The sequence below is a fragment of the Halomonas hibernica genome, from assembly GCF_013183775.1.
In the GTDB taxonomy this organism is placed as follows: domain Bacteria; phylum Pseudomonadota; class Gammaproteobacteria; order Pseudomonadales; family Halomonadaceae; genus Vreelandella; species Vreelandella citrativorans.
In genome coordinates this window covers 105,941-126,109 of sequence record NZ_VIFN01000005.1, presented here as the reverse complement: position 1 = coordinate 126,109, position 20,169 = coordinate 105,941, and the positions used below count along the sequence as shown (strand labels likewise).

Below are 20,169 nucleotides of genomic sequence, written 5' to 3'. Positions count from 1 at the left end.
AGGACGGTTTTAAGGATTATCGGTTAGGCTTAAGTGACCGTGATATATGAGCCTTTCTATGATGTCTCTAATTGAAAAAAGTTGCCCTTGCGGTACAGGATTGTCGACTGACGTATGCTGTGGCCGTTACCACGATGGCGCGCCAGCCCCTACCCCGGAAGCGCTAATGCGCTCTCGCTACAGTGCCTTTGCGCTGAATCTATGCGACTACGTGCTTGCCACTTGGCACGTGAGCACTCGCCCGGAAGCGCTATCACCGGACCTTAACACCGAGTGGAAAGCTCTCACCATTGTTAAAGCAGCATCCGAAGAGACGCCCCCTGATGCTGATAAAGGTTATGTTCATTTTCGCGCTTATTTCAAAGAGCGTGGCCGCTGGCACATGCTTGAAGAAAACTCGCGTTTCGTGTTTGAGCAGAGCCGGTGGTGGTACGTGGATGGTACGCCTGAGGTCGTGCGTCTCAAGCCGCAGCGTAACGATCCCTGCTTTTGTGGTAGCGGCCGAAAATTAAAGCTATGTTGCAAAGAGTAGCTATGCGTTAACTAATAAAAACGAGGGGTTGATGTCATGGCATATAGTGGCAGGGGACTCGCTCGTTATTGCATCACATTAGGGTTTGTCAGTGGGTTGTTATTGTGGGGAACGACGTTCGCGTTTGCTGAAAATCGGTACCCGGATAGAGAAATTACCGTTGTCATTCCCTTTGGTTTAGGAGGGGCGACCGATGTGCTGTTTCGGGATATTTTTGACACGGCACAAATTTATCTAGACCAGCCTGTGCTTGTGGTTAATATGCCCGGTCGTGAAGCCATGCGGGGCGCTCAGTATGTCAAAAATGCCTCGCCCGACGGTTATACGTTGCTCGGCAGTCATCAAACGATTGATCTTTCGTACCTGGCGGGACTCGCTTCGTTTTCCCATGCAGACTTTGCGCCGGTGTCACTGCTGGTTCGCACGATTAATATTCCCGCCACGTATGCAGGGCATGCGGCCCAACAAGCCAGCGATATTGGCGCGTTAGTTCAGACTTCCTCAACCCCGCTCAAGTTTGGCGTGATCGCTAACTCCACCGACCACTTGTTCTGGCTGCAGTTTTTTGAACAAAGCGGTATCTCGCTCTCGGATGTACAGTTGGTTCATTTTCCTGATACGGCCTCCGAGGTAGAAGCTTTGGTGGCTAGAGAAATTGATTTCGCCATGCTTAACCTGCCCTCGGCGGGCACTCTTTTTGTCTCGGGGGCCTTGGTGCCACTGGCCGTAGCGGGGAGTGAGCGACTCTCTGGGTTGCCGGACGTTCTTACGCTTCGTGAGCAGGGAATTGATCTGGTCCATACGAGCGACCGAGGTGTGTTTGCGCCTGCAGGAACACCACCGGGAGAGCTTGCCGTTTTGAACGATGCGTTAGCTTACGCGCTTGCCAGCGAGCCATTACGTCATCGGATTACACATGAGTATGGCTCATTAATTGATTATCGGTCGCTGAGCACTTATCGCGACTATTTGGATGAGCAATTTAATGAGCTGGTATCACTCACAGAACGGGTACACTTTGGACAATGAAAGATATCACTGCCAAGGCCTGATGGGGCGTAGAACCATGCGGATAAATACGCGCCAATTGGCGTTGGAAACCCTGCTACTTATGATATCGGCAACCCTCGTTTGCATGGGAGTCGTTGGGGTAGTGGTCGGTCTCAGTGTGCCGACACGGCCATTTTTTGCAACGCTAGTGCCGGATGGAGCACTGGTCACTCTGCTGGTCGGTATTGCGCTGCTGGCGACGCTTCAGGGATGGAGAAAAACAAAAGTTATCAGCATTTTATCTCTGTTTTTGGTCGTCACCTACACCTTGGTACATAATAGCCTGGAAGGCGGCCGAGGCGACTCATGGCTCAGCAATGGGCCGCGTATCACCAGCTTGTCGGCAGGCTTTTTTTTAATGATTGGGGTGTGCTTTTGGTTGGGGCTTTCTAGCGCATGGCGGCGCTGGTTATGGATAGCCGGTGGGCTAAGCCTGTGGGGGCTTGCCCTTTTTGTGGTTGGAAAACTATGGCTTACGCTAAGCGGTGCATCTCCTCTGTTCTCATCGTCGCCCATGAGTGCATTGGTCATTACCTGCTTTTTAGGTACCGCCATGCTGGCAGCAGGCTTGCGGGGTAAACCGCAACGTCTAAATCCAGGCCGGGTGACCGTCGTCGCCTCGCTATGGGGCGTTACGATCAGTTGTTTTATCTGGCTATTGTTAAACGCCTATCAACAAACGTCGCTGCAACAGCAAGCCGCCTATCTATTAGATAACGTTCAACTCAATATCGAGCGAGCAACACAAGACCGCTTGCGATTAATGCAACGAATGGCAGAGCGGCTGAGCGCCATGGGCACAGACTGGGATGTGAACCTGCTGGATAATGACGCACAACACTACCTTCGGGACATCCCCAGTATTAGCGCCATTGCGATAGTTGATCAGCAGCAGTTGACCTGGGAGTGGGGAGTGGGGCGGACGGCTGAAATGGAACGATGGCTACATCAGCAGTTGGAGGAAGAGCAAACACGTGCTTGGATGCAAATTCCGCTCGGTCGTCCAAGGATGTTGATGACGGATACCAGCCGACCCCACGAAGCAATATTTGTTATCCCGGTTCCCGCTAACAATCATTACCTATTCGCCAGTTTTAACCTGGCCACCATGTTGGAAAACGAGTTGCGCCTTGAGGTGGGCCCTTTCCAGGTGAGAGTGAATCGTGATGACATGCCGCTGATGAAGTTATACCCCGCTGGTTTTGCTGCCGACCGTATGGAAACGCCAGAGCTCGCGCTGGCATCACGCTATATCGGCTTGCCCGGCGGCATTAACCTGGCGCTTTATGCCTACCCAGGTAACCAGTACAACTGGCATCAATTGAACCTGCTGTCGTTTGCGGTTGCGTTAGGCAGCTTGCTGCTTAGTGGTTTGTTGGCCTTTAGTCTTGGCGTTGTGAGCGTCAGTGTTTCTCGTGCCCGCGAGCTTGCTCAGACGCGTCAGTCACTGGAAGACCAGCAGGCGATTCAGCACATGATTGCCCAAGAGCAGCCCCTAAAGGAAACGCTGGAAAGTCTGTGTCTTATGTTGGAGCGCGAGTTACCTTCGGCAATCTGTTCTGTCATGTTGGCTAACGATACAGGTACTCACCTGGAATTCATCGCGGGAGACCGGCTGCCCGCCGCCTACCGCAGCGCGATACAACGCATTTTGATCAGCGCGAATAATGGCGCTTGTGGTAGTGCCGCCTACCAGGGGGCAACGGTTATATGCGCTAATATTGCCGAGGATGAGCGCTGGCGGGGCTATCATGGCGTTTCCAAACAGGCCGGGCTTGCCTCCTGTTGGTCGAGCCCTGTCTACGGTGGCGAGGGCCAACTGGTAGGCACTATTGCGGTTTACTACCCAAAGCCCAGCACCCCAGGCAGTGCCGATACGGTGCGAATTGAAAAAGCGGCTGGCTTGATGGCGCTGGCCGTTGAGCGTTTTCAGGTGCGGAGCTCATTGGAGGAGAGCGAACAGCGCTATCGCTCACTGTTTACCCATCATCCTGATGCGGTATTTACCCTGGATGAGGCGGGCTGCTTTGTAACGGCCAATGCCACCTGCGCGTCACTAACCGGTTACTCGGTTGAGGAAATGCTCGGCAAGCCGTTCACCTTTTTTATTGCTGAACAGGATGTGACGCGCGTAGAGGCCTATATCGAAACGGCCCTGCAAGGGGGGATTTACCGATATGAACTCAATCTGAAAGACCGCGCGGGTCGTTTGCATCAATTGGATATTATTCATCTGCCGATGGTGGTGCATAACACCGTGCAAGGGGTGCATGCCATTGCTCAGGAGGTGACGGCTGCTCGTCAACAGGAGTCTCGCCTGCGTATCCTGGAACGCAGTGTGGAAGCCAGCGTTAACGGCATTGTGATCGCCGATGCTGGACAACCTGATTTGCCCATTATTTATGCCAATAAAGCGTTTACGTTAATAACGGGATATCGCCAGGAGGAAATCCTTGGTAAAAACTGTCGCCTGCTTCAGGGGCCTGGCAGCGATCCGGCGGTTATCCAACGCATTCGTGCTTGTATTAATGAGCAGAAAGACGTCAACGTCACTATCTGCAATTACCGCAAAGATGGCACGCTATTCTGGAATGATCTGTATATAGCGCCGGTACGCGACCAGGACGATCAGGTAACGCACTTTGTCGGCGTGCAGCAAGATATTTCCGAGCATAAAGCGTACGAGGCGCGTTTGGCTCACAATGCTTCACATGATGACCTGACCCGCCTGCCTAACCGTACATTCTTTGAGGAAATGCTGTTAAAGCAGTTTTCTACGCTGGGTAAGGATAAAAAGCGTCTGGCCGTGCTGTTTGTGGATCTGGATGATTTCAAGCCCATTAACGACAACTTGGGGCATGCAGTGGGTGATCAGGTGTTGGTCGAAGTCGCCCGTAGGCTTATCAATGCGGTCAGGCCTGAGGATACGGTTGCCCGTATGGGCGGGGATGAGTTCGTTATTCTGCAAACGGCGATTAACGACGAGTCTGACGTTGTTGATTTGGTGGAGCGGTTGCTGCCTATGTTAGCGCGCCCTTACCGTATTGAATCCCAAGAGCTTTACCTGACCGCGAGTATCGGTATCGCGATGAGCCAGCCAGATACACTTCAGCCAAAAACGCTGATTCAACAAGCCGATATGGCGATGTACAAGGCCAAGCAGCAAGGGCGTAATGCCTACGAGTGGTTTACCCACGCGTTTACCGATACGGTTAGCGAGCGCATGGTGCTGCGTAATGATCTCCAGGAAGCCATTGAGCGCGAAGAGTTCGCACTGCATTACCAGCCGTTAATGAATCGGGAAGGAAAGCTTGCCGGTGTAGAAGCGCTACTGCGCTGGGAGCATCCGGAAAAAGGCTTTATCTCTCCCGCGCGGTTTATTCCGCTGGCAGAAACCACCGGGCAAATTATTCCGATCAGTGAGTGGGCACTCCAACGTGCTTGCCAGGATATGCAGTCACTGGCGCAACAAGGGCTGGGTAAAATACGTGTGGCGGTTAACCTTTCACCGCTCCAGTTCCAGCGCTCCAATTTTCTTGCCACGCTGCGCCAAACCCTGCTAACCACCGGCCTACCGGCTGAACAGCTGAGTCTGGAACTGACCGAAGGTATTTTGACGGATAACGCTGAAGGCGCGATCGATACGCTGCATGCCCTGCGCAGTATGCATATTGGCGTGTCGATTGATGATTTTGGTACGGGCTATTCAAGCCTTAGTTATCTTAAGGACCTGCCTATTAGCACGGTGAAAATTGACCGCAGCTTTATTAATGAACTCACCAATAGCTACGATGATGCGGCGATTGTGCAAGGGATTATCTCCATGGCTCACCACTTGGGGCTCAAGGTCGTGGCTGAAGGAGTGGAGACCGAAGAGCAGTATCAGCGCCTGCTGGGCTATCAGTGTGATATTTTCCAGGGCTATCTACTGGCCAAGCCGATGCCAGTGGAAGCCCTGCAAGCCTTTATTGCTCATTTATCTCCCTAAGGAGCTGGGATGTCGTTACCCTCAACCCCTTGGTATGTTTACTTATTAGAGTGCCGACGCGGGACTTATGTGGGCATCACCAACAATATCGCCAAACGCTATCGCGCCCACTGTGCGGGCAAAGGGGCGCGTTATACCCGTGCTAACCCACCGGTTGCTCTGCTGGGCGCCCAGCCGTTTGAAGATAGGGCCGCCGCCAGCCGGGCGGAGTATCAGTTGAAACAGCAAACCTCTGTTCAAAAACGTCATTGGGCAACGCGCTGGCCGCTTTCGATAGAAGTGGATTAAGCTAACGTAAAGCTAAAGCGCTCGTTTTTATACGAGCCTGCCGCCTTTCCCGGTTATTCAGGAGCCAACATGCTGACGTTTTTCTCTGAGGATAGTCGTTTGCGCCAGGCGCGAACGGAGCTTCATGACGGGGCACTTGTCAGCCCCTTTGAGTGCCCCGAGCGTGTTGACCTGGTGCTCGAACAACTGCGCCAGGCTGGTTTCGAAGTGCGCGCTCCTGACGCCTATGGCCTTGAGCCGGTATGTGCGATTCACGACGCCAGTTACGTCAGCTTCCTTGAAACCTGCTGGCAGGCATGGCAAGCAGCCGGGCATAGCGGTGAGGCGATCCCCAATATCTGGCCAGCGCGCACCCTGCGTCAGGATAAAATTCCGCTCTCGGTGAGTGGCCAGCTTGGCTACTACGCGCTTGCGGCGGAAACCTCTATCTGTGAAGGCACCTTTGAAGCGGCCATGGCGAGTAAGGACGCCGCGTTGGGTGCTGTGGAATATACCTTGGCCACAGGAGAGCCCAGCTTTGGGTTGTGCCGTCCGCCGGGGCACCACGCTGCATTTGATCAGTTTGGTGGCTACTGCTTTTTTAACAATGCCGCGATTGCTGCCCAGCACGCGCTGGATGCAGGCCGACGCCGCGTGGCGGTGCTGGATGTCGACTTCCACCATGGCAACGGCACCCAACAGATTTTCTATGCGCGTAACGACGTTCTGTTTGCTTCGCTACATGGCGACCCTGATGTGACCTTTCCCTACTATCTAGGCTACGCCGATGAAACCGGTACGGGCGAAGGGCAGGGCTTCAACCTCAACTACCCGATGGCGCCTGGCACCAGCGTAGCCACCTGGATGCAAACGCTGGAGCAGGCGCTTATTGCCATCAAAACCCATGAGTGTGAGCTGTTGATCGTATCGCTCGGCGTGGATATCTTCGAAGGCGACCCTATTAGCGCGTTCACTTTCAAGCGCGATGACTTTATTGCCTTGGGCAAGCGTTTGGCAGAAGCCGGTCTACCCACCACCTTTTTAATGGAGGGAGGCTATGCGGTTGAAGAAATAGGTGTCAACGTCGTCAATGTGCTACAAGGGTTTGAGCAGATAAACTCGCGAGATAGATGACAGCTGGCCTTTATTAGGGCAGGCTAACGCCCCCACTAACGGGCAGGGAGCGCAGGCGTGGCAGTTTACGGCGGTATTCAGGGGCATGAATTGGAGCGTTGGCTTAATGCGTTAACCAACGCGGCCTACGACCGGCGCTGCCCGCTTTCCAAGGTACATGGCGGCAATGCCCGTGCGCGCACCGCCCGGCAGGACCTGCTTTACTTGGCCCACGGCTTTCGCGGTGGCGAGCAGAGCCGTGACATAGTGGCCGACGGCCTGGGTCGGTGGTGTCAGCACTATCTCACCGAAGCCGAATGGTACGTACTGGTAGGTGATAGTGCGAAGCCTTGCACCACCCGCCAATCCCCCGTGTCTTCCAGCGCTTCCCATGACGAAGTGGATGAAGCACTTGAGGTATTAATGCAGCACCGCGTGGGCTGAAATAGCCCATGACGCGGGGCAAATCGCGCTGATACAATGGATGCATGAACAGTGCTTCTGCCACTTCCGTTACTGCTTCGCTCGACGACCCCTTCTACTACCTGACGAACTTTCGCTTCGTGCTGGGGTGGGTGGGTGAGCGCCACGCTGACCTTCTAGATGCCGACGAACTCACCTTTATTAGCCGCTTTGATACGCTGCCGCGCTCTTCCCAGGCGTTACTTACCCGTATGGTAATGCGCAAGGGCGAGCTGTTCCGGCTTTACAAACTCAACTACCCGGAAATAGGCGACACGGCGGATGCCCTCGCACCTTTGGCCTCGCTTGGTTGGGTGGATACTGCCCCGGTGCTGAGTGTGGATGAGCTGTTTCATCAACTGCGCTTGGCCGAGCTGCGCTCAGCCTTGGCAACGCCTATACGCGATGCGGGGCTGCCCGCGTCTGCTGGCAAAGCGGTACTCCAGGCCACGCTAACGCCCCAGCTCTCTGAGATCAAACCGTTAACTGAGTGGTGGCCAAAAGCGTCGGACAGCATCGTGCGCCTTAACGTAATGGACGTGTGTGACCGGCTACGACTGATGTTCTTTGGCAACCTGCGCCAAGACTGGGCCGAGTTCGTGCTGACGGAGCTTGGGCTTCAGCGGTTTGAAAAGGTGCCGTTCACCGCCGCCTCGCGTGCCTTTCAAAAACGCGAAGAAGTGAATGCTTACTTCGACTTGCATAGGCTTAGACAGCGCCTTGATGAGGGCGAACTACTTGAGCATCTACAACGTGAGCTACCGCCCAAACCCGCTAACGCCTGGTTAGCGACTCGGCATGCCCGCGTGCTGTTACAGATGGGCCGCGAAGCGGAGCGCAGTGGCCAAACCGAGCAGGCCGTTTTACTTTATGCACAAGCGGATAGCAGCGAAGCCCGCGTTCGCCAGCTGCGCGTATTGGAGCGGTTGGGGAGGTATCAGGAGGCATTTGAGCTGGCAATGAATGCTCAGCGACTTACCCCCAATGAAACCGAAGTTCAGGCACTCGCTCGGTTGCTGCCTCGGCTGCGTAAAAAGTTGAAAATGGAGGCGCAGCCGCCGGTGCATGAGCCCGCCTACACGCGCTGGGAGTTAATGCTTCCCGGCCCTCAGCCGGTAGAGCGCGCTGTTGGACTACACGTCGGCACGCCTGAAGCACCGGTGTATTATGCAGAAAACACGCTAATCACCGGCCTGTTTGGTCTGCTCTGCTGGCCTGCGATCTTTGCGCCGCTGCCTGGGGCGTTTTTTCATCCTTTTCATAGTGGGCCTGCGGACCTTTATCGAGAAGATTTCGTCGCCCGGCGGCGTGGGCTGTTTGATGAGTGCCTGGCACAGCTAGAGGATGGCAGCTACCGGCAGACGATTCACACCACCTGGCAGCAAAAACACGGCCTGGCATCCCCCTTTGTGCACTGGCCATTGCTGGACGAAACGCTTTTAGCGTTGGCGCTTAAGTGCCTGCCCGCCGCCCACTTGAAAGCCTGTTTTGAACGGCTTTTACAAGACATTAAAGCTAACCGGGCAGGGCTGCCTGATCTGGTCCAGTTTTTACCCAACGCACCACCGAATGAACCACGCTATCGGTTTATTGAGGTAAAAGGCCCCGGTGACCGACTTCAGGATAACCAGCGCCGCTGGCTGGCGTTTTTTCATCAGCATCACATTCCAGTCGCGGTGTGCTACGTGCAGTGGCTGGCTGACTCGCCTGCTGCGTTATGACTAGGGGCGCGATGAGTAGCGTCGCAGAGTACCGGATTGCCGTCCGTGCACTGTGTGATTTCACCGCCCGCGAGGGCGATCTGGATCACCGCTTTACCCCTTCGCCCAGTGCTCAGGAAGGCATGGCCGGGCATCGCCTGGTGGCCTGCCGCCGAGGCGATGACTATATTGCCGAAATGCCGCTTACCGGTAGCTACAAAAGCCTGGCCGTCACCGGACGCGCCGATGGGTACTATCCTGACGAAAACCGTTTGGAGGAGGTCAAGACCTACCGCGGTAGCCTTGAGCGCATGGCCGACAACCAGCGCGCGCTGCACTGGGCACAGGTAAAGATCTACGGCGCTCTGTTATGTAAAGCGCGCGAGTTGGAGGAGGTCACGCTCACGCTGGTGTATCTGGATATCGCCACTGAAAAAGAGACTTTGCTTAGCCAGAAAGCGCGAGCATCTGAGCTTGAGACGTTTTTTATCACCCAGTGCGAGCGCTTTATTGCCTGGGCCGAACAGGAAGCGGCGCATCGCAAGGCGCGTGATTTAGCGTTAACAACACTCAGCTTTCCCCATGCCACGTTTCGCCCCGGCCAGCGTGAGCTTGCCGAAGATGTTTACAAGGCTGCCAGCACCGGGCGCTGTCTGCTGGCCCAGGCGCCTACCGGGATCGGCAAAACGCTGGCCACGCTGTTTCCCATGCTCACCGCCATGCCTCGTCAGCAGCTTGATCGGATTGCTTTTCTGACCATGAAAACACCCGGGCGCCGCTTGGCGTTGGACGCCCTGGCTCAGCTTCGCTCTTCTGTACAATCCGCCGAACATTCTGATAACAGTACGCCGCGCGTGCTGGAACTCATTGCCCGTGAAAAAGCCTGCGAATACCCGGGAACCGCCTGCCATGGTGATGCCTGCCCGTTAGCGGCGGGCTTCTATGACCGCCTGCCCGCTGCACGCCAGGCCGCCGTGTCTGAAAGCGGGTGGGACCGAGAAACGCTGCGCAAGTTAGCGCTTACTCACAGCGTCTGCCCTTATTACCTGGGCCAGGAACTAGCGCGCTGGGCCGATGTGATTGTGGGCGACGTTAACCACTGGTTTGATCGCCATGCGTTGCTCCATGGCCTGGCACAAGCCAATGGTTGGCGAGTGGGATTATTGGTGGATGAAGCGCACAACCTGGTCGAGAGGGCACGTAGCATGTATAGCGCCGAGCTTGACCAGCAGAGTTTTAATCGCGTTAAGCGTAGCGCCCCGAAAGCCCTGAGCCGCTCATTGGCAGGCCGTGGTGAAAGACGTCGCCGAAAGTAAGCCGGATGATGCTGAGCGGGAAGGCTATCACCTGCTTGAGTCGCTACCCGATAAGCTGGTGGGCGCCCTTCAGAACGCTGCCGCCTCGATCACCAACCACCTGGGCGAGCACCCCGAAGATATCTCTTATGAGCTGCAGGAGCTGCTGTTTGAGGCGCTGGCATTTTGCCGCCTGGCAGAGAATTTCGGCGACCACTCGCTGTGTGATGTAACGCTAAAAGGGCGAGGGAAAGCGCTGATGGGGCTGCGTAATCTGATACCGGCAGACTTTCTAGCGCCACGCTTCAACGCTGCGCATAGCACCGTGCTGTTCTCCGCCACCCTAACGCCTGCCCATTATTACCGTGACCTGCTGGGCCTGCCAGCGAACACGGTATGGCGCGAAGTGTGTTCGCCCTTTGTGGCCCGCCAGCTTGAAGTGCGCATTCGCCGGGATATCTCGACCCGCTTTCGCGACCGGGAGGCGTCGCTTGCGCCGATGGTGGCCGAAATGGCCCAGCAGTACGAGCAGGCGCCGAGCCACTATCTGGCATTTTTTAGTAGTTTCACCTACCTCAATGCCGCGCTTAAGCTGTTTTGTGAACAGCACCCTGACATCCCTGCATTTGCCCAAACGCCGGGCATGCGTGAAGCCGAGCGCGAAGCGTTCTTGCAGCGTTTTACGCCGGGTGGGCAGGGCATCGGCTTTGCGGTGCTGGGCGGCGCCTTTGCTGAAGGCATCGACCTGCCCGGCGACCGACTGATTGGTGCGTTTATCGCAACGCTTGGGCTGCCGCCGTTTAATGCTTTCAACGAAGCCCTTAAAGCGCGCCTCACGGCAAGATTTGGCCAGGGCGATGACTACACCTACCGCATTCCGGGGATGATCAAGGTAGTACAAGCCGCCGGACGGGTGATCCGCAGCCCCTCTGATGAAGGGGTTGTGGTATTAATGGATGATCGTTTTGCCCACACCCGCGTGCAGGCGCTGTTACCCAGCTGGTGGGCGGTAGGCGGATCATCATTTTGATAACCAACGTGATAACCAGGGACGCAAGTGAATGGCGGATTTGTTGTGGTATCAGTATGCGTTGATCGGGCTGATTTTTGCCTGGAGCGGTTTTGTTAGAACCAGCCTGGGGTTTGGCGGCGCTGTATTGGCGTTGCCGTTTCTACTCTTGGTGGTTAACGATCCACTACTTTTCCTGCCAATTATCGCCATTCATCTGCTGATCTTCTCCAGCTGGATCGCTTGGCAGGGTAACCGCCAAATAAAGCGAGAGAGTGGCAACGCGTCGGCACAGAGCAATATTGATTGGGCCTATTTACGCAAGGCCCTGAAAATCATGATCATTCCCAAGCTGGTTGGCGTGGTGGGCCTGTTAACGCTGCCTGCCACTATCATGACCAGCATCATTTTCGGCATCGTGCTGGTCTACGCTATTGGCTATGTGCTCAATAAGCCGTTTCAAAGCAACAACAGGTACGTCGACTATGTGCTGCTGGCCTTGGGCGGCTATGTCAGCGGTACGTCGCTGATTGGTGCGCCACTGATTGTGGCGGTGTTTGCCTCACATGTCGCCAAGGAGCAGCTGCGCGATACCATGTTCGTGCTGTGGTTCATTCTGGTCGTGATCAAGATGATCTCGTTTGTGTTTGCCGGTGTGGACCTACAGCTGATCCATCAACTATGGCTATTGCCCTGCGCGTATGCCGGGCACCTGGTGGGTGAGCGAGCGCACCGCTATATCATCAAAGCCGATACGGGCGTGTTTTTCCGGGTGCTGGGCGCGGTGCTGATCTTTGTCAGCATCATTGGGTTGGTATTTTCGCCTTCTTGATGATCGGCTTGGCATGAAAACGTTGCTACCGCTTAAAGCGTGCTGTCGGCGCGTAGCAACGTCCTGCTCAGGATCACCAGTATCACCGCCAACACGCAGCAGAGCACGGCCATGCCGGTATAAACATTGCGCAGTGACTCAAGCCAGGTAACCGCAGGAGCGACCGCAATGGGCGAAATAAACTGACCAAGAAAGAAGGTGGCGGTAAAGCCACCAAACACGCGGCCACGCACTCGCTGTGGCGTAATACGCATTAGCCAAGCCGTGGTGTTGGGCATAAAAGCGCCTAGGCCAAGCCCGGAAATGGCCGCGCCGACAATCGCCATGGCATAACTCTGTGTAAGGCCCACCACCATAAAGCCCAGCGCGGCCAGTACAAAGCCCGCTATATAGATCGTCATGACCGACAAAAAGGGTTTGTAGTAGCCATAGCAGAACGACACGATGCTGGCGGTAAAGGCGGCGGTCGAGAGCGCAATGCCGATGGCTAAACCGCTGACCTCACCCTGCTCTGAAAGTAAAAAAGGCAGTTGCGCCGGAAACATGTAAAACATCATCATGCTCAGCATGCCCGCCAGATAGGCAATCCCGGTGCGCATATAGTCGACCTTGACTGGCGCGTTGACGCTGCCTGCCTGCGCATTGCTTTGAAGCTTAGGCGCCTTGAGCATCGCCCAGGCATAAGGCAGTAGAAACACCCCGGTTAGGTAAAGCAGAAAAGGCCCCCGCCAACTCCAGTCGGAGAGTAGCCCACCCAGATTAATAAACACCACCCCACCGAGCGCCATGCAGCTACTTTGCAGACCCAAAAAACGCACTCGCTCGGGGCCATCAAAATAGTCGCCAACTAGCGTAGTACTAATACTTAAAATACCGGCCACGGCGATGCCCATCAGCGCCCGTGATGCTAACAACAGGTCCACGCTATCAATCAAGAAGCCCGCTCCACCCGCCAAGCCATAAATGGACAGCATCATCAGGAGTAGAGGCTTGCGCCCAAACCGGTCGGCCAGATAGCCCATTAGCGGGCTGAACAGCGTAATCATCAGCGCAGGAAGCGTCAGGATCAGTTGAATCAACACCTGTGGCTGATCCGAAAAATGGCGGCTAATACCCGGCAAAGCAGGCGCAATAATCGCGCCCGACATCACCGTCATGGTGCTGGCAAACAGCAGTACGGCTTTGGTATGGGTTAAATGGTTGATGGTGAGCTTCCCTAGATGAACATCGAGATGGCAAAGGCACTGATAATAGCACTGTCGTTAGCAAGCTACTATTTTACGTCAGGAAGTAAGGGAGGGGGCGGCCCGCGTTGGCGAGTGTTAGTCGAGTTGCATAAAAGAGAGGTTGGGGAGACTGCGAATTTCAAGCGAACTTGCGTGTGCACAGAGGCTGATGGTCCAGCCTTGCTGCTGCCATTGCCAGGCATGAACATTGCCCCTAGGGGCTAGCCGCTCAAGACGGGTGCTCAATACATGGCTTGAAGGAGTGCCGGACAGGCTATCCAACTTGAACAGCGCTTCGTGGAGTGTCCATGCGCGGTAAAAGGCGTCTAGAGGTACAGCGGACTGATGTATCTTGCGGCGTACGTCGGCCTCAGGCAGGCACGCCACCAGCTCGGGTAGGCGTTTTTTATGTCGCAGGCGAACATGCTCTATATCAATGCCCACAGGGACCGTGGCGATACCGGCAATCACGCGGTTGTCGCGGTGGGCGAGACATGCTTTCCACGGAGGCGGAAGTGCTGGGTGCCACGGCGCACCGCCGCCTCTAGGCGACCACTCGCTAACAGGGCAGCGGTAGCCGCGAGCGTCGGCAAGCTGGGAGAGAAGCTCTCTGCCCAGCGCCGATAAACAAGCCCCGCTGCTGTGAGCGGGGGCTTGGGCCAACACAATGTCTAAATACGCGGTCATTAGTCGGCTAGCGTGACAACGTCACCTCGCAGCGCGACACCGGCCATAAGCGCCCCTGCATGGCACTCATACTCACTGGTCGAGGACATCGGCTGACGGTCATAGAAACTCTCAATGTTAACCACCGCATTACCGCCTTCCGCTTTGACGCGGTCTTGCAAGCTAAGAAGCGCCGAGAGCATGACCCACTCGCAGGCTTCTACATCAGACTTGTTGAAAGCATTGGTCTTTTTATTTGTGACGGCAGGACCATGCTCAGCGGTAATCTCGCCGTGCGGGGTGTCGCCAAAGATAAATTGAATATTGGAATCAAGCCGTGCTCTCGCATCGGGCGTGTTCATTGCGTCCTCAATAGAGAGCATGTGTGTCGTGTCGCGCGCATGGCTCGTCGTGCTTACTAGTAGAGCGCCTAGTAGCACCCCCATTAACATCATTCCTCGGCTCATTTAGCGTTCCTTCTTGCTGGGTTTAAGTACCTGAGAGCAGGTAGTGTGAGTGGCACTGAGTCGTAAGCGATATCAGGGCCAGCGGCGGAAGATCAACGAGGTGTTGATGCCTCCAAAAGCGAAGTTATTGCTCATGACATAGTCACAGTCAATGTTCCGTCCTGGGCCGTTCAAGTAGTCGAGTTCTGCACAGGCATCATCAAGGCGGTCAAGATTGGCGGTGCCGTGGAACCAGCCTTCCTGCATCATCTTGATGGCGACCCAGGCTTCCAGCGCACCGCAGGCGCCCAGCGTGTGGCCGGTGAAGCTTTTAAAAGCGCTAATGGGCAGGTTTGAGCCGAACACCGCGTGTGTCGCATGACTCTCGGCAATATCGCCCCGCTCGGTGGCCGTGCCGTGGGCGCTGACATAACCAATCTGCTCGGGCTGCAAATTTGCATCCTCCAGTGCTTGGCGAATCGCCTGCTCCATCATGCTGGCATCCGGCTGGGTAACGTGGCGGCCATCGCTGTTGGTGCCAAAGCCCACAAGCTCTGCGTGAATGGTGGCTCCCCGTGCCTGGGCATGCTCCAGTTCCTCAAGGATCAGCGTGCCTGCCCCTTCTCCGATCACCAGACCGTCGCGCTCGGCGTCAAAGGGGCGCGGCGAGGTGTGCGGCGCGTCATTGCGCGTACTGGTCGCAAACAGCGTATCGAAGACGGCCGCCTCGGAAGCTGAAAGCTCCTCGCAACCACCGGCAATCATGGCGGTCTGGCGCCCGAAACGGATGGCTTCGTAAGCATAGCCGATGCCTTGGCTGCCAGACGTGCAGGCACTTGAGGTGGTATAGATCCGCCCGCGCACCCCGAGAAAAACGCCGATATTGACCGGTGCGGTGTGGGCCATCATACGAATATAGGAGTTGGCGTTCAGGCCATCGGTCGACTTATTGATCAACATGTTGCCAAAGTCGGCAATGGCGTCGGGCTCCCCAGCAGAGGCGCCGTACGCGATCCCCATCTGGCCACTGCCTAAGAGCGGCGTATCCAGCAGGCCTGCATCTTCCAGCGCCAGCTCACTGGCACGCGTGGCCATTTGCGCGCCGCGGCCCATGCTGCGCAGCGCCCGGCGATGATAGTGCGCAGGCAAGGTAACGTCGCGTACGGGCGCCCCAAGGCGCGTATTGAGGCCGTCATAACTTTCCCAGTCATCCATGTGGATAACGCCGTTTTGCAAACGCTCAAGGCGAGCCTTGATGCTTGGCCAGTCGTTGCCGATCGGCGAGAAACCGGCCATGCCGGTCACTACCACACGGCGCCCCAGCCCGTCTTGGCGTTGTACATTACTTGCCATCAGCACATCCCTCCGTTGACGGCGAATACTTGCCGAGTGATATAGCCGGCATCGGCTGAACATAAAAAGCCCACTGTGGCTGCGACTTCTTCGCTGGTACCGGTGCGTTGCATGGGAATTAACTTGAGCGCTTCCTCGGTAACCAGGTCGTCGGTCATGTCGGTGTCGATCAAGCCTGGGGCAACGCAGTTGACCGTAATGCGGCGTTTCGCCAGTTCCACGGCCAAGGCTTTCATGGCACCGATCAGTCCGGCCTTGGCAGCGCTATAGTTGACCTGGCCACGGTTGCCCATCATGCCTGAAACCGAGGACATCACGACGATGCGGCCGGGCGCCCGGCGGCGAATCATCGGCATGACGAGGGGCTTCACAACGTTATAGAAACCGTCGAGATTGGTGTGGATCACGCTGTCCCAATCCTCATCAGAGAGCGCGGGGAAGGCGGCGTCGGCGGTAATTCCCGCATTGCAGACAACACCATAGTAGGCGCCATGCGCTTCGATATCGGCGTCCAGCGCCTGCTGCGCCGCGGCCCTGTCGGCAACATCAAAGCACAGCACGCGGGCGTTGCGGCCCATCTCACGAATCTGGTTTGCGACGGCTTTTGCCTCTGCCTGACGCTGACGGCAATGTATGACGATATCGAAGCCATCCCGCGCCAAGCGTAAGGCGATGGCTTGGCCGATACCACGGCTTGAACCGGTAACCAGGACGGTGTTCGTCATTGAGTTTTTCCTTGTTGCATCATTTCCAGCGCCTGTTGCGTATCGGGCTGAAACACGTTGAGTGTGGCGTTAGCGATCAGCTGTTGCTGAGCATCTAGCAAGCGCCCCTGAAACGCGCCCAGGCCATTATCTGCCCGAAAATCGAGCTCTACTTCGATGCGTATCGGCTGGTCGAAGTTAAAAAACGGCTGCTGGCACTGATAACGGCGCGTGCCGAGTAGAAAGCCAATTTTCGGCGTATCGCCTGACGTCACGGACTGCACACCCGCCCACGCGGCAACGGCCTGGGCAAGCCACTCTAACCCGACCCAGCCGGGAATGCCGTCTGGTGTGGCAAACAGGTCGTCGGGTTGAGGTACGACGCGGGCATGCAGGTGTTCGTCACCCACGGCCAGTAGCGTATCCAGAAGGCACATGCCCAGGCGGTGTGGCACGTACGGCGCGATATCGCAGGGCAGGTCAAGCCGTGCGGGCATAAGTGAATCATTCATTGAAACGTTCCAGCAACAAGGCGATGTTATTACCCCCAAACGCGAAGGCATTGCTGATCGCGCGACGGCCGTGATGAGTCGTCGCCTTGGCGTAATTCAGTAACGGAAGTTCTGGGTCGACGTCACTATCGTGAACCTGGGGCGGCAGGCGCCCCTCATTGAGCGTCAGCCAGCAGAACGCCGCTTCGAGCGCGCCGCAGGCGCCTAGCGTATGCCCGGTCAGGGCCTTCGTTGAACTGCACGGTAGCGTATTGCCGAAAAGCGTTGCGACTGCCTTGGCTTCCATGCTGTCGTTCTGGCGCGTGGCGGTGCCGTGCAGATTGAGATAATCAATGGCCGTGGCGGGCAGCTGTGCCATGAAAAGCGCGGCTTGCATCGCTTGAATGGCCCCCTGGCCATCTGGCCGTGGAGCGGAAATATGGTAAGCGTCGCTGCTTTCACCGTAACCACTGAGCTGAATGCCGCCGGTTTCTGCCGTTACCAGAAACAGCGCGGCGGCTTCTCCAAGGTTGATACCGTCACGCTCGGCCGAGAAAGGCTGAGAAGGACGGTCGCTAAGCGCCTCAAGCGAGGCAAACCCGTTGACGGTCAACCCGCAAAGACTGTCAGCCCCACCGGCGATAACCGCATCGCACATGCCGCTCGCCAGCAGGCGTTTGGCGCTTGCCAGGGCGCGCGCACTCGACGTACAGGCGGTAGAGAGCGTGTAGGTTGGTCCGTCCAGGCCGAGCCACTCGGCAACAAAGCGGGCTGGTGAGCCAATTTCATGGCGCTGGTAATGAAAGTCGTCGGGCCAGTGGCCTTCGCGCTGACGCTCAGCCAGCGCCGTTTCGGTTTCGCCGATGCCGGAGGTACTGGTGCCGAGCACCACGCCGATACGCGCTTGGGGGTGCCGCTTGCGAAAAGCCTCAAGCGTCGGTGCCAACTGCTCCAGGGCGGCGGCCAGCAGCTGGTTATTGCGCGAACGGTGTGCTGGCGGTAGCGCCTGGGCATCGGGCAGGGAGGTCGTGACTCGGCCTAACGGTAAAGGCCGGCCGGGGGTAAACACGTCGTCATACTCAAGCCCACGACGGCCAGTAAACAGGGCGTCGGCTATGGTGGCCAGGTCGTCACCGATCGAACAGACCAGGGCCGGTGGCAGGAGGCGACAAGGAGGCATCTGAGACGCTATCAAGGGGTTAAGCATGGGGCGGTTGTCTGGTCGGTGTCACTAAGGGGCATGATATACAGGCGGTAGCCTGCCTCAACGTCGTCAATTAACGTGCATGCCGAGTTACCGCTGATCCGCGCGACGACGCGCTGTCGATAGCGCATCGTGCGGCCTGTCTTATCCTCCTGGATTGACCAGGCGTTGGACCCAAAGGCTTGTTCAATAGCCGGTGCGGGCCACAGGTTCCAGCTCAAACGGCTGGCCAGCCACTCAGCGGTAAAGGGCGGCTCAAAGGCGGCATCCTGTAGAAAGCGGCTGCCGCTATCGTCGTGTATCAGAGTCAGCAGGCGCTGGCCTTGTGGGCTTAGTATGACCAGGCGCAACGTCTTGTCGTCGTGGCGCAGAACGCCAATCATCTCATGGTGCTGGTCATTATGTTCAAACGTCAGGCGCTGCCGCTGCGTTTCCATCGCCGGTAGTGTCGAGAGGCTGGGTACGGTCGCCACCGGCCGCCCGGCACAGCCGAACAGCAGAAGCAGGGCGCTGAGCAGTCCTGCCTGACATGCGAAGCGAAACAACGTGGTGGTCATTTTTCCTTCCCTGCGGTATCGCAGTACATATCGGTACAGGCCTCTGCCAGACTGTCTAACCGCCGACGGCTGGCGGCAACGAACGGGTTTTCTTCATCCCAGGCGTAGCCGGCGAGCACTGAGCTGATCATGGTGCGTATGCGAGGTATCTGCTGGTCATTGAAGATGATCCGCGGTAGGCGGCCATCGTACCAGGCCTCCACGAATTCACGGAAGGTGGCAACGCCGCGTCGTAGGGGCTGTTCAAACTGGCTATTCCAATCGACGTGCTCACCGGCGAGCTGGCGCTCGACCAGGGGGGCGGCACGCAGGGCCGAATCCAGGGCAATGGTGACCCCTGAAGAGAAGACCGGATCAAGAAATTCGCCCGCGTTACCCAGTAAGGCAAAGCCGGGGCCGTGCAGTTGCTCGACATCTGCTGAATAACCCTCTAAGCGGCTAACCGCGCGAACGGCGTTCGCATTGACCAGTAGTTCGGCGAGCCTCGGTTCGGCACGTATGAAGTGCCAGAGGCGCTCCTCATCATTGATACCTGCAGCTTCCAGCGTTGCCCGATCACCTACTACGCCAACCGATGCCCGCCCATTCGTGAAGGGAATCAGCCAGTACCAGATGCCGGGATGCTCAGGGTGTAAACCGATCAGGATCTTCTCGCGGTCGTAACGCGAACAATCAATGTGATCGTCAATATGGGTAAACAGCGCGCAGCGTGATTCAAGCGTCGAGGGGCGGGCAAGGCCGGTGAGGCGCGCAAGGACGCGACCATAACCACTGGCGTCGAGCACAAAGCGTGCGTGTAACGAGCGCTGCTCACCGTTGGCATCGACCAACGTAAGGCTGGGGCGCTCGGGGTCGGCGACAAAGGCTTCAACGCGGGTGTCAAACTCAACCTGGGCGCCCAGCTGGCGCGCGCCTTCGATCAGGCGCTGGTCAAAATCAGCGCGTTCGATCTGCCACGTGGTGCCTGGGCCTGGCGTGAACTTGTCGCGAAAATCGATGGCCGCATAGCGATCCTGCCAAGTAAAGGCCGCCCCGTTCTTGGTTTGAAATCCGCCTGCCTTGGCGGCATCCAGCAGGCCACAGGCTTCAAGATGGACCATGCACTGTGGCAGCAAACTTTCGCCGATGGAGAAGCGCGGAAAGCGGCTGCGCTCAATCACCCGCACATCCAGACCCCGCTGGGCAAGCCAGGCCGCTGCAGCCGCTCCGGAAGGCCCGGCGCCGATGATGGCGACATCGGTGGTATCTTGGATATTCATGTGTTGCGTTGTTTC

Annotated in this window: 19 protein-coding genes; 10 read left to right on the top strand and 9 right to left on the bottom strand. The window is 56.9% G+C overall.

Annotated features, from left to right (window positions below; translation table 11 throughout):
• The first annotated feature begins 58 nt into the window (after positions 1–58).
• The 10 genes from FKN99_RS09685 (at position 59) to FKN99_RS09645 (ending at position 12,248) form a co-directional block, all read left to right on the top strand.
• Positions 59–532: a YchJ family protein gene (locus tag FKN99_RS09685; RefSeq protein WP_172117660.1), complete on the top strand. Its 474-nt coding sequence runs from the start codon at positions 59–61 to the stop codon at positions 530–532.
• Positions 533–568: 36 nt separating this feature from the next.
• Positions 569–1,561, top strand: a complete 993-nt coding sequence (locus tag FKN99_RS09680; protein ID WP_172117659.1) for a tripartite tricarboxylate transporter substrate binding protein — start codon at positions 569–571, stop codon at positions 1,559–1,561.
• A 37-nt stretch (positions 1,562–1,598) separates the two neighbouring features.
• Positions 1,599–5,570 (top strand): EAL domain-containing protein, encoded by a 3,972-nt coding sequence (locus tag FKN99_RS17905; protein ID WP_172117658.1) that lies wholly within the window; start codon positions 1,599–1,601, stop codon positions 5,568–5,570.
• A 9-nt stretch (positions 5,571–5,579) separates the two neighbouring features.
• A complete protein-coding gene (locus FKN99_RS09670) occupies positions 5,580–5,858 on the top strand; it encodes a GIY-YIG nuclease family protein (RefSeq protein WP_087108829.1) in 279 nt (92 codons plus the stop codon).
• A gap of 69 nt (positions 5,859–5,927) precedes the next feature.
• Positions 5,928–6,971 (top strand): histone deacetylase family protein, encoded by a 1,044-nt coding sequence (locus tag FKN99_RS09665; protein ID WP_172117657.1) that lies wholly within the window; start codon positions 5,928–5,930, stop codon positions 6,969–6,971.
• A gap of 57 nt (positions 6,972–7,028) precedes the next feature.
• The gene (locus FKN99_RS09660; RefSeq protein ID WP_172117656.1) at positions 7,029–7,394 is read left to right on the top strand and encodes a hypothetical protein; all 366 of its coding nucleotides are present in this window, start codon (positions 7,029–7,031) and stop codon (positions 7,392–7,394) included.
• 44 nt (positions 7,395–7,438) lie between these two features.
• Positions 7,439–9,133, top strand: a complete 1,695-nt coding sequence (locus FKN99_RS09655; protein WP_172117655.1) for a VRR-NUC domain-containing protein — start codon at positions 7,439–7,441, stop codon at positions 9,131–9,133.
• A gap of 11 nt (positions 9,134–9,144) precedes the next feature.
• Positions 9,145–10,428 carry a DEAD/DEAH box helicase gene (locus tag FKN99_RS18135; RefSeq protein WP_406565425.1) on the top strand — a complete coding sequence of 428 codons (1,284 nt, stop codon included), beginning with the start codon at positions 9,145–9,147 and terminating at the stop codon, positions 10,426–10,428.
• On the top strand, positions 10,406–11,437 hold the full coding sequence (locus FKN99_RS18130; RefSeq protein ID WP_406565424.1) for an ATP-dependent DNA helicase: 1,032 nt from the start codon (positions 10,406–10,408) through the stop codon (positions 11,435–11,437). Before FKN99_RS18135 ends, FKN99_RS18130 begins: the two co-directional genes overlap by 23 nt.
• Before the next feature lie 31 nt (positions 11,438–11,468).
• On the top strand, positions 11,469–12,248 hold the full coding sequence (locus FKN99_RS09645) for a sulfite exporter TauE/SafE family protein (RefSeq protein ID WP_172117654.1): 780 nt from the start codon (positions 11,469–11,471) through the stop codon (positions 12,246–12,248).
• A 32-nt stretch (positions 12,249–12,280) separates the two neighbouring features.
• Here the strand turns inward: FKN99_RS09645 and FKN99_RS09640 are convergent, their stop codons facing one another.
• From FKN99_RS09640 to FKN99_RS09600, 9 genes are all read right to left on the bottom strand, one after another.
• A complete protein-coding gene (locus FKN99_RS09640) occupies positions 12,281–13,420 on the bottom strand; it encodes an MFS transporter (protein WP_264757779.1) in 1,140 nt (379 codons plus the stop codon).
• A gap of 150 nt (positions 13,421–13,570) precedes the next feature.
• The gene (locus FKN99_RS09635; RefSeq protein WP_172117653.1) at positions 13,571–14,161 is read right to left on the bottom strand and encodes a 4'-phosphopantetheinyl transferase superfamily protein; all 591 of its coding nucleotides are present in this window, start codon (positions 14,159–14,161) and stop codon (positions 13,571–13,573) included.
• On the bottom strand, positions 14,161–14,607 hold the full coding sequence (locus FKN99_RS09630; RefSeq protein ID WP_226912060.1) for an excinuclease ATPase subunit: 447 nt from the start codon (positions 14,605–14,607) through the stop codon (positions 14,161–14,163). The genes FKN99_RS09635 and FKN99_RS09630 overlap by 1 nt, the downstream gene beginning before the upstream one ends.
• Before the next feature lie 72 nt (positions 14,608–14,679).
• A complete protein-coding gene (locus FKN99_RS09625) occupies positions 14,680–15,939 on the bottom strand; it encodes a beta-ketoacyl-ACP synthase (RefSeq protein WP_172117652.1) in 1,260 nt (419 codons plus the stop codon).
• Positions 15,939–16,664: a 3-oxoacyl-ACP reductase FabG gene (gene fabG, locus FKN99_RS09620; protein ID WP_172117651.1), complete on the bottom strand. Its 726-nt coding sequence runs from the start codon at positions 16,662–16,664 to the stop codon at positions 15,939–15,941. The genes FKN99_RS09625 and fabG overlap by 1 nt, the downstream gene beginning before the upstream one ends.
• Positions 16,661–17,155, bottom strand: coding sequence for a hotdog family protein (locus FKN99_RS09615; protein ID WP_172117650.1), 495 nt, complete (start codon positions 17,153–17,155; stop codon positions 16,661–16,663). The genes fabG and FKN99_RS09615 overlap by 4 nt, the downstream gene beginning before the upstream one ends.
• Positions 17,148–18,314 (bottom strand): beta-ketoacyl-[acyl-carrier-protein] synthase family protein, encoded by a 1,167-nt coding sequence (locus tag FKN99_RS09610; protein ID WP_172117649.1) that lies wholly within the window; start codon positions 18,312–18,314, stop codon positions 17,148–17,150. Before FKN99_RS09610 ends, FKN99_RS09615 begins: the two co-directional genes overlap by 8 nt.
• Positions 18,315–18,325: 11 nt before the next feature.
• Positions 18,326–18,895: a DUF3261 domain-containing protein gene (locus FKN99_RS09605; RefSeq protein ID WP_172117648.1), complete on the bottom strand. Its 570-nt coding sequence runs from the start codon at positions 18,893–18,895 to the stop codon at positions 18,326–18,328.
• Positions 18,892–20,154 (bottom strand): NAD(P)/FAD-dependent oxidoreductase, encoded by a 1,263-nt coding sequence (locus tag FKN99_RS09600; RefSeq protein WP_216658034.1) that lies wholly within the window; start codon positions 20,152–20,154, stop codon positions 18,892–18,894. The genes FKN99_RS09605 and FKN99_RS09600 overlap by 4 nt, the downstream gene beginning before the upstream one ends.
• Between the last annotated feature and the right edge of the window lie 15 nt (positions 20,155–20,169).

What these genes read in the sequence shown, in the direction of transcription:
- FKN99_RS09655 (WP_172117655.1), top strand. Translation starts at nt 7,439, where the DNA reads ATGAACAGTGCTTCTGCCACTTCCGTTACTGCTTCGCTCGACGACCCC.
- FKN99_RS09670 (WP_087108829.1), top strand. Translation starts at nt 5,580, where the DNA reads ATGTCGTTACCCTCAACCCCTTGGTATGTTTACTTATTAGAGTGCCGA.
- FKN99_RS09645 (WP_172117654.1), top strand. Translation starts at nt 11,469, where the DNA reads ATGGCGGATTTGTTGTGGTATCAGTATGCGTTGATCGGGCTGATTTTT.
- FKN99_RS09680 (WP_172117659.1), top strand. Translation starts at nt 569, where the DNA reads ATGGCATATAGTGGCAGGGGACTCGCTCGTTATTGCATCACATTAGGG.
- FKN99_RS09625 (WP_172117652.1), bottom strand. Translation starts at nt 15,939, where the DNA reads ATGGCAAGTAATGTACAACGCCAAGACGGGCTGGGGCGCCGTGTGGTA.
- FKN99_RS09685 (WP_172117660.1), top strand. Translation starts at nt 59, where the DNA reads ATGATGTCTCTAATTGAAAAAAGTTGCCCTTGCGGTACAGGATTGTCG.
- FKN99_RS09605 (WP_172117648.1), bottom strand. Translation starts at nt 18,895, where the DNA reads ATGACCACCACGTTGTTTCGCTTCGCATGTCAGGCAGGACTGCTCAGC.
- FKN99_RS09610 (WP_172117649.1), bottom strand. Translation starts at nt 18,314, where the DNA reads ATGCCTCCTTGTCGCCTCCTGCCACCGGCCCTGGTCTGTTCGATCGGT.
- fabG (WP_172117651.1), bottom strand. Translation starts at nt 16,664, where the DNA reads ATGACGAACACCGTCCTGGTTACCGGTTCAAGCCGTGGTATCGGCCAA.
- FKN99_RS17905 (WP_172117658.1), top strand. Translation starts at nt 1,599, where the DNA reads ATGCGGATAAATACGCGCCAATTGGCGTTGGAAACCCTGCTACTTATG.
- FKN99_RS09665 (WP_172117657.1), top strand. Translation starts at nt 5,928, where the DNA reads ATGCTGACGTTTTTCTCTGAGGATAGTCGTTTGCGCCAGGCGCGAACG.
- FKN99_RS09635 (WP_172117653.1), bottom strand. Translation starts at nt 14,161, where the DNA reads ATGACCGCGTATTTAGACATTGTGTTGGCCCAAGCCCCCGCTCACAGC.
- FKN99_RS18135 (WP_406565425.1), top strand. Translation starts at nt 9,145, where the DNA reads ATGAGTAGCGTCGCAGAGTACCGGATTGCCGTCCGTGCACTGTGTGAT.
- FKN99_RS09630 (WP_226912060.1), bottom strand. Translation starts at nt 14,607, where the DNA reads ATGAGCCGAGGAATGATGTTAATGGGGGTGCTACTAGGCGCTCTACTA.
- FKN99_RS09615 (WP_172117650.1), bottom strand. Translation starts at nt 17,155, where the DNA reads ATGAATGATTCACTTATGCCCGCACGGCTTGACCTGCCCTGCGATATC.
- FKN99_RS09600 (WP_216658034.1), bottom strand. Translation starts at nt 20,154, where the DNA reads ATGAATATCCAAGATACCACCGATGTCGCCATCATCGGCGCCGGGCCT.